Here is a 14,349-nt window from a genome sequence, read left to right on the forward strand (position 1 = left end):
CCTCGGGTCGGTCATCGGCGGGTGGCCGGCCGACACGCCGGGGGGGGGCAGCCACCCGACGATGATCGCGGCCGGAGCGGGCGTCGGCTAGGTGCAGGTGATGTGCTCCGGGCGGATGGGGACCCGGCGCAGCGGCTTCCCGCACGCGGCCCGCACCGCGGCGGCCACTGCCGGGCCGGAGGAGATCGTCGGCGGCTCCCCCACCCCGCGGACGCCGTAGGGCGCGTGCGGGTCGGCGTACTCGAGCACCTCCACCCGCATCGGCGGCACGTCGAGGACCGTCGGCAGCAGGTAGTCGGTGAACGACGGGTTGCGCACGTGGCCGTCGGTGACCACGACCTCCTCCATCAGCGCCAGCCCCATGCCCTGCGCGGACCCGCCGTGGATCTGGCCGACGACGGCGTCGGGGTTGATCGCCTTGCCCACGTCCTGGGCGGTGTCGAGGGCGACCACCTTGACCAGACCCAGCTCGGTGTCGACGTCGACCACCGCGCGGTGCGCCGAGAACGCGAACTGCACGTGCGCGTCGCCCTGGCCGGTCTCCGGGTCGACGGCGTGGGTGGGCCGGTGCCGCCACTCCACCGTCTCCTCGACGGCGTCGTCCCCGAGGACGTCGGCCAGCCCGGCGAGCACCTCCCCGCCGGCGCCGACGACCTTGTCGCCGTCCAGCGCCAGCCCGGCGACCGGCCGGCCGAGCGCGATCGCGGCCCGCTGCAGCACCGCCGTCCGCACCGCCTCGCAGGCCGCCTTGACCGCCCCGCCGGTGACGTAGGTCTGCCGGGACGCCGACGTCGACCCCGCGGAGCCGACCGCGGTGTCGGCCGGGACGACGACCACCTGCTCCACGCCGAGCTCGGTGCGGGCGATCTGCTGCTGCACGGTGACCAGCCCCTGGCCGACCTCGGCCGCAGCGGTGTGCACGGTGGCCACCGCCTCGCCGCCGGTCACCTGCAGCCGCACCCGCGCGGTGGAGTAGTCGTCGAAGCCCTCGGAGAAGCCGACGTTCTTGTAGGTGACCGAGTAGCCGACGCCGCGGCGCACGCCCTCGCCGTGGGTGGTGTTGCCGACGGCGCCGGGGAGGTCGCGCAGGTCGGGCTGCTCGGGCAGCGCCGGCGGCAGCGGCAGGTCGGCGACCCGCTGCAGCAGCTCGGCGACCGGGGCGGCGGAGTCGATGACCTGGCCGGTGATGTTGCGGTCGCCCTCCTGCACGCCGTTGCGCCGGCGGATCTCCACCGGGTCGACCCCGACCGCGGCGGCGAGTTCGTCCATCAGCGCCTCGTGCGCGAACGCGGCCTGCACGCAGCCGAACCCGCGCATCGCCCCGCACGGCGGGTTGTGGGTGAACACCCCGTAGGCGTCGACCGCCACCGACGGGAAGCGGTACGGGCCCAGGCCCAGCGTGCCCGCGTTGCCGACGACCGCGGCCGTCGAGGAGGCGTAGGCGCCGCCGTCGAGCAGCACGTGCGCCCTCGCGTAGACCAGGGTGCCGTCGCACTCGGCGCCGAACTCGTAGGTCATCGTCGCCGGGTGCCGGTGCACGTGGCCGTGGAAGGACTCCTCCCGGCCGTAGCTCATCTTCACCGGCCGGCCCGTGCGCAGGGCCAGCAGGCAGGCGTGCACGTGCACGGAGAGGTCCTCGCGGCCGCCGAACGCGCCGCCCACTCCGGCGAGGGTCAGCCGCACCTTCTCGGGCGGCATGCCGAGGGCCAGGCAGATCTGCCGCTGGTCGACGTGCAGCCACTGGGTGGCGACGTAGAGGTCGACGCCGCCGTCCTCGGCCGGGACGGCGAGCCCGGACTCCGGCCCGAGGAAGGCCTGGTCCTGCATGCCGACCTCGAAGTCGAGGCTGACCACGACCGGCGCCGTGGGGCGCTCCGCGCCGCGGCGCAGCCGCAGGTGCCGCACCAGGTTGCCGCCGGGGTGCACCAGCGGGGCGTCGTCGTCGAGGGCCCGGCGGGCGTCGGTGAGGGCGGGCAGCACCTCGTAGTCGACGCGGATCCGCGCCGCCGCGCGGCGGGCCGTCTCCGGGTGGTCCGCGGCGACCAGCGCCACCGGCTCGCCCTCGTAGCGGACGAACTCCGCGGCCAGCACCGGCTGGTCGGCGTGCTCGAGGCCGAAGGCGTTCTCGCCGGGGACGTCGTCGGCGGTGAGGACGGCGCTGACGCCGGGCACGGTGAGCGCCTCGGTGACGTCGATCCGCCGGATGCGGGCGTGCGGGTGCGGGCTGCGCAGCGTGACGCCCCACACCATGTCGTCGTGCCAGAGGTCGCTGGCGTAGGCGAACTCGCCGGTGACCTTGAGCGTGCCGTCGGGGCGCTGCGCGTTCTCCCCGATCCGGCCGGTGGTGCGGGCCGCGGTCTGCGCGGTGGTCATCGGGTCGCCCGCCGCCGCGCGGCCAGCCGGACCGCGTCGAGGATCTTCTCGTAGCCGGTGCAGCGGCACAGGTTGCCGGCCAGCGCCTCGCGGATCTCCGGGTCCGACGGCTCGGGTACCCGGGCCAGCAGGTCGTGCGCGGCGACGACCAGCCCCGGGGTGCAGAAGCCGCACTGGACGGCGCCGGCCTCGACGAAGGCCTCCTGCACCGGGTGCAGTGACTGGCCGGGGGCGAGCCCCTCGACGGTGGTGACCTCGCGGCCGACCGCCTGCCCGGCGGCGACGAGGCAGGCGCACACCGGTTCGCCGTCGAGGTAGACGGTGCAGGAGCCGCACTCCCCCTGCTCGCAGGCGTTCTTCGCGCCGGGCAGGCCCAGCCGCTCGCGGAGCAGGTGCAGCAGGCTCTCCCCCGGCCAGACGTCGTCCGCGGTGCGCTCGGTGCCGTTGACGGTGGTGGTGACGCGCATCAGGCGGCCCTCCTCAGGTCGTCCCAGGCCCAGGTGGCCGCGCGGCGGGCCAGCACCGCGAGCGAGTGCCGCCGGTAGGCCGCCGTCCCCCGGACGTCGTCGATCGGTGCGGCCGCTGCGGCGACCCGCTCGCCGAAGGCCTGCGCCAGGCTCTCCGGCAGGGCCGCGCGCCCGGCCCAGTCCAGCTCGCCGGCCAGGAACTCCTCGGCCTCGGCGGCGCGCCGCGGGGTGGGCGCGGCGGACCCGATGCCGGTGCCCACGGCCTGCCGGTCGGGGTGCAGCGCGAGGGCGAAGGCCGACACCGCGATGACCATCGCGTTGCGGGTGCCCACCTTGCAGAACTGCTGCGGCCCCCGCGCGGTGCGCACGTGGACGGCGGCGATCAGCTCGTCGGGCTCGAGGGCGTTGCGCTTCACGCCGGTGAAGAACTCCGCGACCGGGATCCGGCGGGTGCCGCGGGCCGCGGAGGCCACCTCCACCTCGGCGCCGGCCGCGAGCAGCGGCGGGTGCGCGTCACCGGCCGGGGACGCCGACCCGAGGTTGCCGCCCACCGTCCCGCGCACCCGGATCTGCGGCGAGCCTACCGTGCGCGCGGCCATCGCCAGCCCGGGCAGCCGGTCGCCGAGCTCGGTGATCACCCGCCCGTACGGGACGCCGGCGCCCAGCCGCACCGTGCCGTCGTCGATCGACCACTCCTGGAGCTCGCCGACGCGGGTGAGGTCCAGCAGTGCCCCGGGTCGGCGGCGGTCGAAGTTCAGCTCGACCATCACGTCGGTGCCGCCGGCGATCGGCAGCGCGTCGGGCCGCTCGGCCCGGACCGCGAGCGCCTCGTCCCACGACGACGGCTGCAGGAAGTCCATCCGCCCCTCCTCGTCCCCGCACGGTGTGCCGAGCACTGTGCACGAGGTCCGTCACGAAGAGGGAACAGCGCGTCGCGGGCGATGACAAGCAGCCCGCGCGGGATCAGGCGGTGGCGGTCTCCAGGGTCTCGACCATCGCGTCGAGGGCGGCGACCGCCCGCTCGTGGTCCCCGCCGGGCAGCTCCACGGCGTCGGCCAGCAGGGTGCGGCCGTCGAGGTCGACGGCCCAGGTCGTGATCCGGGTGCCCTCCGGGTGGAGGCCGAGGGTCGTCACCTGCTGGGTGCGCACCGCCTGCCGGCCGGCGACCTCCAGCTCGGTCCGCGTCACCTCGTCGGGCACCGGTACGGCGACCTCGGTCAGGGGGCCGTCGACGACCTGCAGGGCCACCGGCGCCGTCCGCACGTCGGAGGCCTCGGGGACGACGACCTCACCGGGCCCGAACCAGCTGCAGGTGGGGAGCACCCCGGCCGCGTTGGTCGACCACTCGGCGGGGAACGCGACCCGGTAGCCGGCCGGGCCGGTGCAGGAGGAGGTGCCGTCCTGCGGCTGCACCACGGCGGCGGCCTGTGCGGCGGGCGGGACGCCGACCGCCTGGGCTGCCGGCCCGGTGGCCGGGGACGCGCAGGCGGCGAGTGCGAGGAGTGGGGCGGCGGCAGTGGTGGCGCGGAGACGACGCACGGTCTCGACGTCCCTCCTGGTCGGGTGCACGGGCGACCTCCCCCTGCCCAGCGGGCGCACGTCCCGAAACGCGACGGCGGCGGCTCCCGCGAGGGGAGCCGCCGCCGTCGGCCTCGCTGCAGGGTCCCGCCGCGAGCCTGCGAGTGGCGAGGGGCAGGGAGGTCCTTTCTCAGCCGGCCGTGATGCGGTCGGTGGCCGGCGGGGCGACGCCCGGGTTCGCCTGGAGGTGGGCCACGAAGGCGTCCAGGTCGACCGAGGTGGTCACCCGGTCGGTGCCCTGCCGCAGCTGGGTGAAGCCGTCCCCGCCGTCGGCGAGGAAGGTGTTCACCGTGACGCGGTACGTCGCGGCCGGGGCGACGGGCGTGCCGCCGATGGCCAGGCCGTCGACCCGCTGGCCGGAGCACGGGTCCTCGGCGGTCCCGGCCGTCGCGCCCGCGGTGACCGTGTAGCGCACCGTCGAGGACGGCTGCAGCACCACCGGGCGGGCCAGCGCGTACTGCTGCTCGAGCACGCAGTCCAGCTGGGCACCGGTCAGGGTGAGCGTCACCAGGTTGTTGGCGAACGGCTGGACGGCGAACGCCTCGCCGTAGGTGACCTCACCGGCCGGGAGGTCGGCCCGGACGCCGCCGGGGTTCATGAACGCGGCGACCGCGCCCTCGTCCCGCGTGTCGGCCAGCTGGGCATCGGCGATGAGGTTGCCGAGCGGCGTCTCACCGGTGTCGTCGGCCGTGCGGGTGATGTCGGCCGTCGCGGACCCGACCACCCGGGAGGCGATCGGCGCGACGACCTCGCCGTAGCGCGCGATCAGCTCGGTCTGCCGGGGGTCGGGCGCGACGGTGCGCTCGACGACCACGTTGTCCGCCCTCGCCGTCTCGCGGATGACGTCGCCGGTGCGCCGGTCCAGCTGCAGGTCGATGTCGGTGACCAGGCGCCCGTTGCTGCTCGCGCTGGTGACGACCTTGTCGTCGAGCAGGCAGTTGTAGGCCTGGTGGGTGTGCCCGCTGACCACCACGTCGATCGCGTCGGACATGCCGTTCGCGATGTCGACGATCGGCCCCGACAGGCTGTTGCAGGCGTCGACGTCCCAGGCCCCGGCCCCGTTCTGCGTGCCGCCCTCGTGCAGCAGGACGACGATCGCCTCGACGCCCTCGGCCTGCAGCTCGGCGGCGTACCGGTTGGCGGTCTCGACCTCGTCGGCGAACTCGAGGCCGGCGATGCCGGCCTGGCTGACGATGGCGCCGGTGCCCTCGAGGGTCATGCCGATGAAGCCGACCTCGACGCCCTGCACCCTCTCGATCGCGTAGGGCGCCAGCAGCGGCTCGCCCGTCTCGGTGACGAAGGCGTTGGCCGACAGGTACTGGAAGTCCGCGCCCTCGTACGGCGTGCCGTCGGTGCAGCCGTCGACCGGGTGGCAGCCGCCGTTCTGGATGCGCAGCAGCTCGGCGGCGCCCTCGTCGAACTCGTGGTTGCCGACGCTGGCGTAGTCCAGGCCGGCCAGGCCGAGGGCCTCGATGGTCGGCTCGTCGTGGAAGGCGGCCGACAGCAGCGGCGAGGCGCCGATCAGGTCGCCGGCGGCGACGGTGACCGTGTTCTCCTCCTGCTGCGCCCCGGCGAGCGCCGCGAGCTGGCTGGACAGGAACTCGACACCACCGGCGTCCACCGTGGGCGCCTGCGCGGGCCCGGCACCGTCGGGGTCCGGTCCGGTCTGGACCCGGCCGCCGGAACCGCTCGGCGGCTCCAGGGCGCCGTGGAAGTCGTTGAGGGCCAGCAGCTGCAGCTCGACCGGCTCCGGCCCGGCGGGCCCCGGCGCGGAGCCCGGGCCGGCGGCGGCGGGCACGGCCGCGGTCACGGCGAGCCCGGCGAGGGTGGTCGTCACGGCGGCCGCGACGGTGGCGCGGCGGACGGTTGGTCGCATCGGTACTCCCAGGGAGGGCGGGCCGGACCGTTCCGGCCCAACAACCGACTCTAGGTAGTCGGAGGTGGACGTGGCGTGTCGGCCTGGGGGCCGAGAGGGCAACTCAGCCTCGCCCTCGCGCGACCGGTCCGTCCAGCCGCCGACAGGTCAGCCAGTGCGCTGCTCCACCATCCGGGCGGCGACCCGGCGGATCCGGTCGGCCTGCCGGGAGAGCACCAGGTCCAGCACCCGGTTCACCGGCGGCACCTCGCCCAGCCGGGCCAGCCCCATCCACCGGGGGACGGCGACCGTGCGCGACCACGGTGAGGTCAGGCAGCCGGCGATCTGGCCGGCCACCCGGTCGGGGCGCACGCCCGGGGACAGCCGGCCGCGGGCGTCGGCGTCGGACGCCGGTGGGGAGCCGTGCCCACGGGCCAGCCACTCGGTCGACACCGGCCCGGGGTTGACCGTGTGCACCCGCACGCCGCGGGCGGTCACCTCCCGCCGCAGCCCCGTGACAAAGCCGTGCACCCCGGCCTTCGTCGCCGAGTAGACGGTCAGCGGCGGCACCTGCGACCACGCCGCGGCGGAGGCGACGGTCACGACGTCGGCCCTCCCCCGCCGCGCCGCCGCGCTCAGCAGGTGCGGCAGCGCGATCCGGGTGAGCTCCACGACGCCGGTCAGGTTGAGCGCGATCAGCCGCTCCACGGCGTCGCCGGGCATGTCCTCGACCAGCCCGGCCCAGCCGAGGCCCGCGTTGAGGACGACGGCGTCGAGCCGGCCGTGCTCGTCGAGGACGCGGTCGAGCAGCCGGGTGCGGTCGGCCGCGTCGGCGACGTCGGCCACCACCGTGCTGACCCCGGGCAGCCCGGCGACGGCGTGCCGGAGCCGGTCGCCGCCGCGGGCGCACGTCACCACCCGCGCGCCGTCGCGGGCGAGCCGGGTGACGGTGCTGCGGCCGATGCCGGCGCTGCCGCCGGTGACGAGGACGACGCGGCCCGCGGAGCTGGAGTCCATGGACCCCTTCTACCCGTGGGGGGACACCACACCCCTGACGTGCATCGACCACCCCGACCGTGGGCATGGGAGCGGTCATGCGCCTGCCCGAGCCACGGGGCTCCCTCACCCGCGCCCTGTGCACCGACCTCAGCACCGGCACGCTGTCCCCCGCGACCGTCCAGCTCGCGGAACGGACGGCGGCCGCCTCGACCGACCCGCTGACCGACGAGGACCTCCAGCTGGCCCTCGCGATCTGCTACGAGCTGCACTACCGCGGCTTCGACGGCGTCGCCGAGGACTGGGAGTGGGACCCGGACCTGCTGCGACTGCGCGCGCACCTGGAGCGGGTGCACACCGCGGCGCTGCGCGAGCTGGCCGGGGAGCTCGAGGTCACCGACGAGCCGGTCGACCGGCAGCTCACCGCCCTCATCGCGGCCGACGACGGACCCTCGCTGTCGCGGTACATGGCCCGCACCGGCTCGCTGGAGCAGTGGCGCGAGTACCTCGCGCTGCGCTCGGTGTACCACCTCAAGGAGGGCGACCCGCACACCTTCGCCGTCCCCCGGCTGTCGGGGCGCACCAAGGCGGCGATGGTGGAGATCCAGGCCGACGAGTACGGCGGTGGCTCCCCCGCTCGGATGCACAGCGAGCTGTTCGCCGGCATGATGCGCGACCTCGGTCTCGATGCCGGCTACGGCGCGCTGTGGGACGACGCCCCCGCCGCCGCGTTCGCCTCGGTGAACACCATGTCGCTGTTCGGCCTGCACCGGCGCTGGCGCGGCGCGGCCCTGGGGCACCTGGCCTGCGTGGAGATGACCTCCTCCGAGCCGTCGCGCCGCTACTCGGCCGGGCTGCGCCGGCTGGGCTTCGACGGGTCGACGACGGTCTTCTACGACGAGCACGTGGAGGCCGACGCCGTCCACGAGCAGATCGCCGCGGTGGACATGTGCGGCTCCCTGGTCGCCGGTGAGCCCGCGCTCACCGGCGACGTCCTCTTCGGCGCGACCTGCTCGCTGGCGATGGACGGCCTGGTCGCGCGCCACCTGCTCGGCGCCTGGGATGCCGGCCGCTCGGGCCTGCGCCGGGAGCGCGCGCTGGCCGCCTGAGCGGGGACCCCCTCCCACCCACGCCTCGCAGGCTCGGCGCGGCCCTCGCACGAGGGCCGTTCCAGCACGTCACCAGGGGCGGTTCCGAGTGGACTCCCCGGTCCGGCTGCCGATGAAGAGGAGTGCCGGAGATCCAGGAGAGGACGCCGATGAGGTTCCGCAGCACCCGCACACCGCAGGTCGCCGCACCGACGGGCCCCCCGCCCCGGGACAGCGAGGCCCTCGAGCACGTGCTCGAGGCGCTCGACGCCGGCGTCACCGGTGAGGCCGACGCCCACCGGCGCGTGGTGCGGGCCATGGGCGAGGCGCTGGAGCTGCCCTACGCCGCGGTCTGGCTGCCCGACCCCTCCGGCGGGTTCCGCCTCGACAGCGAGTTCGGCCGGCTGGCCGGCAGGCTGGCCCGCGACCCTCGGAGCGACGCGACGCTTCCCGCGACGTCGATCCTGGCGCAGCGGGCGGCCGCGACCCGGGTGGCCGTCGCCAGCGACGACGGTGGCCCCGACGCCGTCCGGCGACGCGATGCCGCCGCGGCCCTCGGCACCCCCGAGGGGGCGTGGCTGCCGGTGCTCTCCGGCAACCGGCTCGTCGCGCTGCAGGAGTTCTACGCCGACTTCCCGCTGCCCTTCCTGGGCGCTCGTGGCCAGAAGTGGACGTCGCTGAGCAGGGTCGCCGCGCACGCCCGCCAGGGTGCTGTGGCCACGGTCGCCCTGCGCGAGGCCGTCGACGACCGCGTGGCCGTCGCCGAGGTGGCGAAGAGCCTCGGGCAGGCCCGGACCACGCGCGGGGCGGTGCGGATGGCCCTCGACACGGTGCGTGCCGCGTTCGGGTGGGCCTACGGCTCCTACTGGGAGCTCGACGAGGAGGAGCGCGTGCTGCGCTTCGGTGTCGAGTCCGGCTCGGCCGGCGAGGAGTTCCGGCGGGTCACCCTCGCCGCGAGCTTCGCCGAGGGGGTCGGGCTCTCCGGCCGGGCCTGGCGGGCCCGCGACCTGGTCTTCGTCCCCGACCTCGCCGACGTGACCGACTGCGTCCGCGCACCGGCCGCCCAGCGGGCCGGCGTCCGCTCCGGCGTGTGCTTCCCCGTGGAGGTCGAGGGGCGCGTCCTGGGGACGATGGACTTCTTCGTCACCGAGAGCGTGGACCTCTCCGAGTCCCGCGCCTCGGCGCTGCGCAACGTGCAGCAGCTGGTGTCCCAGCGCATCGAGGTGCTGCGGCGCACCGAGCTGGACGCGGAGAACGCGCGGGCCCTGCTCGACACCGTCGCCCAGCTCCGCGAGGCCGCCGCGGACGCCGGCCGCGTCGCCGAGGAGGCCGTCGCCCGGGCCTCGGCGATGACCAGGGAGGTGGAGGCGCTGAGCCAGGCATCGGCGTCGGTCAGCGACGTCATCCGGATCATCTCCTCGATCGCCGACCAGACCAACCTGCTGGCGCTCAACGCGACCATCGAGGCGGCTCGCGCCGGGGAGCTGGGTCGCGGCTTCGCCGTCGTCGCCGGCGAGGTGAAGGACCTGGCCCGGGAGACCGCTGCGGCGACCCAACGAGTGTCGACGCAGATCACGGGGATCCAGACGAGCACCGACTCGGTGTCGGCCGGCATCCGCGCCACCAGCGAGGTCATCGGCCAGCTGGACGCGGTCCAGGCGCGGATCGGTGCAGCGCTCGAACAGCAGGAGCGGATGGCCAGCGCGTTCGAGGGGCGCTGATCGCTACGGTGCGTCCTCCCGACCGGCCTCGCGCACGATGCGCGCGGCCGGTCGCGGGCGGCTGGGCGCGCTGGGGGCGGAGAACCCGGCGCGCTTGTGCGAGCCGTCGCAGAACGGCTTGATGCCGGACTTGCCGCACCGGCACAGGGCGATCGTCCCGCGCCCGGGGTCGATCTCGTTGCCCTCCTGGTCGAGCAGCCGGAAGTCGCCGCGGACGATCAGCGGGCCGTCCCGGTACGGGGTGATGGTGGTGCCCTCGGCCACCGGCACGGGGACGTCCTCGTCGGAGGTGGGCTCGGGACGCGTCACCGCGTCCCCCTGCCCCGTACGGCCGCCGGGCACACACCGCCCGCCGGAGGCGGTGCTCACCCGGCCGGGGGCCGGCCGTAGAAGACCTGCTCGACGACGGCGCGCGCGTGCCGGGTGGCGCGCCGGTAGTCGTCGAGGAACTGCCCCGGATCGACGTCCGGGCCGTACCCGCTCGCCCGCGCGACCCCGGCCAGCTCGGCACCGGGCCGGGGCAGCTGGTCGCTGGGCCTCCCGCGGACCAGGAACACCGCGTTGCGGGCCCGGCTGGCCAGCTCCCACGCCTGCTGCAGCGCCTCGGCCTGGTCGTCGTCGAGCAGGCCGGCCTCCCGCAGCGCGGTCAGCGCGGCCACCGTCGAGGTCACCTGCAGCTCCGGGTGCTCGCCGGCGTGCTCCAGCTGCAGCAGCTGGGCGGTCCACTCGACGTCGGCCAGCCCGCCGCGGCCCAGCTTGGTGTGCGTGGTCGGGTCCGCACCCCGCGGCAGCCGCTCCCGCTCGACCCGGGCCTTGATCCGGCGGATCTCGGCGACCTGCTCGGCCGAGACGCCCCCGGACGGGTAGCGGATCGGGTCGACGAGCTCGACGAAGGCCGCGCCCAGGGCCTCGTCGCCGGCCACGGGGACGGCGCGCAGCAGGGCCTGCACCTCCCACACCGACATCCAGCGGTCGTAGTACTCGCGGTAGGAGTCCAGGCTGCGCACCAGCGCCCCCTGCCGGCCCTCGGGCCGCAGGTCGGCGTCGAGCTCGAAGGCCGGATCCGGTGCCGGTTCGCCGAGCAGCCGGCGCAGCGTGTGCGCGACCGCGTTGGCCGCCGCGGTCGCCTTCGCGTCCTCCGCGCCGGGCCGGGGCCGGTGCACGAACAGCACGTCGGCGTCCGAGCCGTAGGCCATCTCCCCGCCGCCGAGCCGGCCCATGCCGATGACGGCGAGGTCGGTCGGGAGGTCGCCGGGCGCGGTGCCGGTCTCGGCGGCGTGCGCCCGCACCGCGACGTCCAGGCCGACCTGCAGCGTGGCGACGGCGATGTCGGTCAGCCCGCGACCGACCTGACCGACGTCGAGCATGCCGAGCAGGTCCGCGGCGGCGACCCGCAGCAGCTCGTGCCGGCGCAGCCCGCGCAGCACCCGGATGCCGTCGGCGGGGTCCGCGGCCCGCCCGGCCGCCTGCCGCCACGCCGCGGCGAGGGCGGCCGCGGTGCGCGGGCGCAGCTCGTCGTCGTCGGCGAGCATCCGCATCGCCTCGGGGGTGCGGGTGAGCAGCGCCGCGACGTACTGGCTGGAACCCAGCAGCGCGGCCAGTCTCTCGGCGACCTGCCCCTCGTCGCGCAGCAGCCGCAGGTACCACTGGTTGCCGCCGAGTGCCTCGCTGACCTTGCGGTAGGCCAGCAGCCCGGCGTCGGGGTCGGCGCAGTCGGCGAGGGTCTGCAGCACGACCGGCAGCAGGTACTTCTGCATCGACGCCGACCGCGACACCCCGCCGGTGAGCGCGGCCATGTGCCGCAGAGCGCCGTCGGGATCGGCGAAGCCGAGCGCCCGCAGCCAGTCGCCGGCCGCCTTCGACCCCAGCTGCGCGGCCTCCGGCGGCACCTTCGCCACGGCCGACAGCAGCGGCCGGTAGAACAGCTTCTCGTGCAGCCGGCGCACCTCGCGGGTGTGCAGGGAGAGCTCGGCGTCGAGGACGGCGACGGCGTCCCCGCGGTGGTCGGGCTTGTAGCCCAGGGACCGGGCCAGCCAGCGCAGCTGCTGCTCGTCGGTGGGCAGCAGGTGGGTGCGCCGCAGCCGGAGCAGCTGCAGCCGGTGCTCGACGGTCCGCAGGAAGCGGTAGGAGGCGATCAGCGTGTCGGCGTCGTCGCGGCCCACGTAGCCGCCGGCGCGCAGGGCGTGCAGCGCCGGCAGCGTGCCGCCCACCCGGAGCCGCGCGTCCACCCGCCCGTGCACCAGCTGCAGCAGCTGGACGGCGAACTCGACGTCGCGCAGCCCGCCGCGGCCCAGCTTCAGCTCGCGCTCGGCCTGGGCCGGGGGGATGTTGTCCAGCACCCGCCGGCGCATCGCCTGCACCTCGCCGACGAAGCCGGGGCGCTCGCCGGCCTGCCACACCAGCGGGAAGAGCTCCTCGACGTAGGCCCGGCCGAGGTCCGGGTCGCCGGCGACCGGGCGCATCTTCAGCAGCGCCTGGAACTCCCACGTGCTGGCCCAGCTGCGGTAGTAGGCCGCGTGGTTGGCCAGCGTGCGCACCAGCGCTCCGGCCTTGCCCTCGGGTCGCAGCGCGGCGTCGACCTCCCAGGCCGCCTCGTGGCAGACCCGCATCAGCGCGGCGGCGACCCGGGTGGCGCTCTTCAGCGCGGGCGCGGCGTCGGCCTCCGAGGGGTCGACGGGCTCGGCCACGAAGACGACGTCGACGTCGCTGACGTAGTTGAGCTCCCGGCCACCGGTCTTGCCCAGCGCGATGACCGCCAGCCGGCAGGCGGCGGCCTCGGCGGGCTGCTCGGCGACGGCGACGGCCAGCCCGGCGGTCAGGACGGCCGCGGCGATGTCGGCGAGCTCGGCGGCGACGTCCTCGGCGGCCAGGCCCTCGCCGAGGTCGCGCCCGGCGACGGAGAGGATGGCCCGCCGGTAGGCGAGCCGCAGGTCGGCGACCCGCTGCGGGTCGGCGTCCGGCGCGCCCCTGCCCAGCCGCACACCCCAGGGCGGGTCGTCGGGGTCGGCGCCGACGGCGACGAGCATCTGCCGCTCGAGCGCATGCGGAGTGGGCCTGGTGGGGCCGCGGCCGTCGCCGTCACCGTCGCCGTCGAGGACCGTCCAGTCGCCGGGGTGGGCGGCCAGGTGGTCGGCGAGGCCGGAGCTGGCACCGAGCACGCCGAGCAGCCGGGAGCGCAGCAGCGCCGAGCCGCGCAGCCGGGCCAGCAGCGCGGCGGCCGAGCCGCCGGAGGGGTCGGCGGCGTCGAGGGCCTCGATCAGCCGGCGCAGCGAGCGGACGGCGAGGTCGGGGTCGCCGGTGCGGGCCAGGGCGGAGACGACCGGGCCGGCCTCGGGGTCGGCGGGCTCGTTGCGCTCGAGGTCCCACAGCCCCATCTCCGGCTCGGACAGCAGGCGGGCGGCCCGCTCGCCGTCGAGGAACCCGAACCGGACCAGCCGGACGACGGCCCGGCGTGGGATCTCCGGCGCGCTGCTCGTGGTCACGCCGCGCCCGCCCCGGCCCGGGCGCGGCTGCGGACCAGGTCGGCGAAGCGGTCGGCGAACGGCGCCCACACCTCCTCGAGGTCCGGGTGCACCGCGGCCGCGCGGGCGCAGATCGTCTCCCGGTCGAACGGGCTGGCGGCCACGCCGACGACGTCCCGCTCGGCCCACTCCGCGACGATCTCCGGCGTCGTCTCGATGTGGAACTGCAGGCCGTAGACGTGCTCGCCCACCCGGAACGCCTGGTGCGCGTAGGCGGGGTTGGCCGCGAGCAGGGTGGCCCCGCGCGGCAGCTCGGCGATCTCGTCGTGGTGGAACTGGATCACGTCGGGGGTCATCGGGAGCGGGCGGAAGAGCGGGTCGGAGTCGGCGGCGTCGCGCTTGGCCACCAGGGTGGCACCCACCTCGGGCCCGTCGACGCCCTTCCGCACGCGGCCGCCCCCGACCTCGGCGAGCAGCTGGGCGCCCAGGCAGACCGCCAGTGTGGGGACGTCGTCCCGCAGCGCCTCGGCCAGCAGGCGGCGGACCCCGACGAGCTCCGGGCTGGTCTGCTCGTCGTCCATCGCCGACTGGGGGCCGCCGAGGACGAGCAGCCCGTCGGAGCCCTCGAGGGTCGCCGGGAGCTCGTCGCCGGCGCCGAGCCGGCGCTCGTCGAGCTCCAGCCCGGCCGCGCGGAGCCACTCCCCCAGCCGGGCCGGCGGGTCGGTCTCGGAGGGGACGACGACGAGCAGGCGGGCCACGCGGCCGAGGGTAGTCAGCGGCCTCGGTGACGGACGGGAACGGCCACCTTCC

At 76.1% G+C, this 14,349-nt stretch carries 11 protein-coding genes; 2 read left to right on the forward strand and 9 right to left on the reverse strand.

What is annotated here, in order from left to right:
- Positions 1–87 precede the first annotated feature (87 nt).
- From pucD to BMW27_RS06310, 6 genes are all read right to left on the reverse strand, one after another.
- Positions 88–2,373, reverse strand: a complete 2,286-nt coding sequence (gene pucD / locus BMW27_RS06285) for a xanthine dehydrogenase subunit D (protein ID WP_091440718.1) — start codon at positions 2,371–2,373, stop codon at positions 88–90.
- A complete protein-coding gene (locus tag BMW27_RS06290; RefSeq protein ID WP_091440723.1) occupies positions 2,370–2,840 on the reverse strand; it encodes a (2Fe-2S)-binding protein in 471 nt (156 codons plus the stop codon). The genes pucD and BMW27_RS06290 overlap by 4 nt, the downstream gene beginning before the upstream one ends.
- A complete protein-coding gene (locus BMW27_RS06295) occupies positions 2,840–3,700 on the reverse strand; it encodes an FAD binding domain-containing protein (RefSeq protein WP_091440727.1) in 861 nt (286 codons plus the stop codon). The genes BMW27_RS06290 and BMW27_RS06295 overlap by 1 nt, the downstream gene beginning before the upstream one ends.
- Before the next feature lie 103 nt (positions 3,701–3,803).
- Positions 3,804–4,409 (reverse strand): hypothetical protein, encoded by a 606-nt coding sequence (locus tag BMW27_RS06300; RefSeq protein ID WP_091440730.1) that lies wholly within the window; start codon positions 4,407–4,409, stop codon positions 3,804–3,806.
- A 139-nt stretch (positions 4,410–4,548) separates the two neighbouring features.
- Positions 4,549–6,294, reverse strand: a complete 1,746-nt coding sequence (locus BMW27_RS06305; RefSeq protein ID WP_091440734.1) for a bifunctional metallophosphatase/5'-nucleotidase — start codon at positions 6,292–6,294, stop codon at positions 4,549–4,551.
- Between the two features lie 147 nt (positions 6,295–6,441).
- Positions 6,442–7,290 carry an SDR family oxidoreductase gene (locus tag BMW27_RS06310; protein ID WP_091440737.1) on the reverse strand — a complete coding sequence of 283 codons (849 nt, stop codon included), beginning with the start codon at positions 7,288–7,290 and terminating at the stop codon, positions 6,442–6,444.
- Positions 7,291–7,367: 77 nt separating this feature from the next.
- Between BMW27_RS06310 and BMW27_RS06315 the strand changes: the two genes are divergently transcribed.
- Positions 7,368–8,378, forward strand: coding sequence for an iron-containing redox enzyme family protein (locus tag BMW27_RS06315; RefSeq protein WP_091441486.1), 1,011 nt, complete (start codon positions 7,368–7,370; stop codon positions 8,376–8,378).
- A 149-nt stretch (positions 8,379–8,527) separates the two neighbouring features.
- Complete coding sequence (locus tag BMW27_RS06320; RefSeq protein ID WP_091440740.1) at positions 8,528–10,078, forward strand: methyl-accepting chemotaxis protein; 1,551 nt, start codon at positions 8,528–8,530, stop codon at positions 10,076–10,078.
- Positions 10,079–10,081: 3 nt separating this feature from the next.
- Here BMW27_RS06320 and BMW27_RS06325 read toward each other — a convergent pair whose 3' ends face one another.
- From BMW27_RS06325 to BMW27_RS06335, 3 genes are read right to left on the reverse strand one after another with little or no spacing between them, the layout of a single operon-like run.
- Positions 10,082–10,387, reverse strand: coding sequence for a CDGSH iron-sulfur domain-containing protein (locus BMW27_RS06325; RefSeq protein WP_091440744.1), 306 nt, complete (start codon positions 10,385–10,387; stop codon positions 10,082–10,084).
- Positions 10,388–10,443: 56 nt separating this feature from the next.
- Positions 10,444–13,560 carry a bifunctional [glutamine synthetase] adenylyltransferase/[glutamine synthetase]-adenylyl-L-tyrosine phosphorylase gene (locus BMW27_RS06330; RefSeq protein ID WP_091441489.1) on the reverse strand — a complete coding sequence of 1,039 codons (3,117 nt, stop codon included), beginning with the start codon at positions 13,558–13,560 and terminating at the stop codon, positions 10,444–10,446.
- Positions 13,557–14,297, reverse strand: coding sequence for a type 1 glutamine amidotransferase (locus BMW27_RS06335; RefSeq protein ID WP_091440747.1), 741 nt, complete (start codon positions 14,295–14,297; stop codon positions 13,557–13,559). Before BMW27_RS06335 ends, BMW27_RS06330 begins: the two co-directional genes overlap by 4 nt.
- Between the last annotated feature and the right edge of the window lie 52 nt (positions 14,298–14,349).

The sequence above is a fragment of the Geodermatophilus poikilotrophus genome (genome assembly GCF_900111455.1).
Classification (GTDB): domain Bacteria; phylum Actinomycetota; class Actinomycetes; order Mycobacteriales; family Geodermatophilaceae; genus Geodermatophilus; species Geodermatophilus poikilotrophus.

Coding starts and splice junctions, on each gene's coding strand:
- pucD (WP_091440718.1), bottom strand. CDS start 2,373: ATGACCACCGCGCAGACCGCGGCCCGCACCACCGGCCGGATCGGGGAG.
- BMW27_RS06290 (WP_091440723.1), bottom strand. CDS start 2,840: ATGCGCGTCACCACCACCGTCAACGGCACCGAGCGCACCGCGGACGAC.
- BMW27_RS06295 (WP_091440727.1), bottom strand. CDS start 3,700: ATGGACTTCCTGCAGCCGTCGTCGTGGGACGAGGCGCTCGCGGTCCGG.
- BMW27_RS06305 (WP_091440734.1), bottom strand. CDS start 6,294: ATGCGACCAACCGTCCGCCGCGCCACCGTCGCGGCCGCCGTGACGACC.
- BMW27_RS06310 (WP_091440737.1), bottom strand. CDS start 7,290: ATGGACTCCAGCTCCGCGGGCCGCGTCGTCCTCGTCACCGGCGGCAGC.
- BMW27_RS06315 (WP_091441486.1), top strand. CDS start 7,368: ATGCGCCTGCCCGAGCCACGGGGCTCCCTCACCCGCGCCCTGTGCACC.
- BMW27_RS06320 (WP_091440740.1), top strand. CDS start 8,528: ATGAGGTTCCGCAGCACCCGCACACCGCAGGTCGCCGCACCGACGGGC.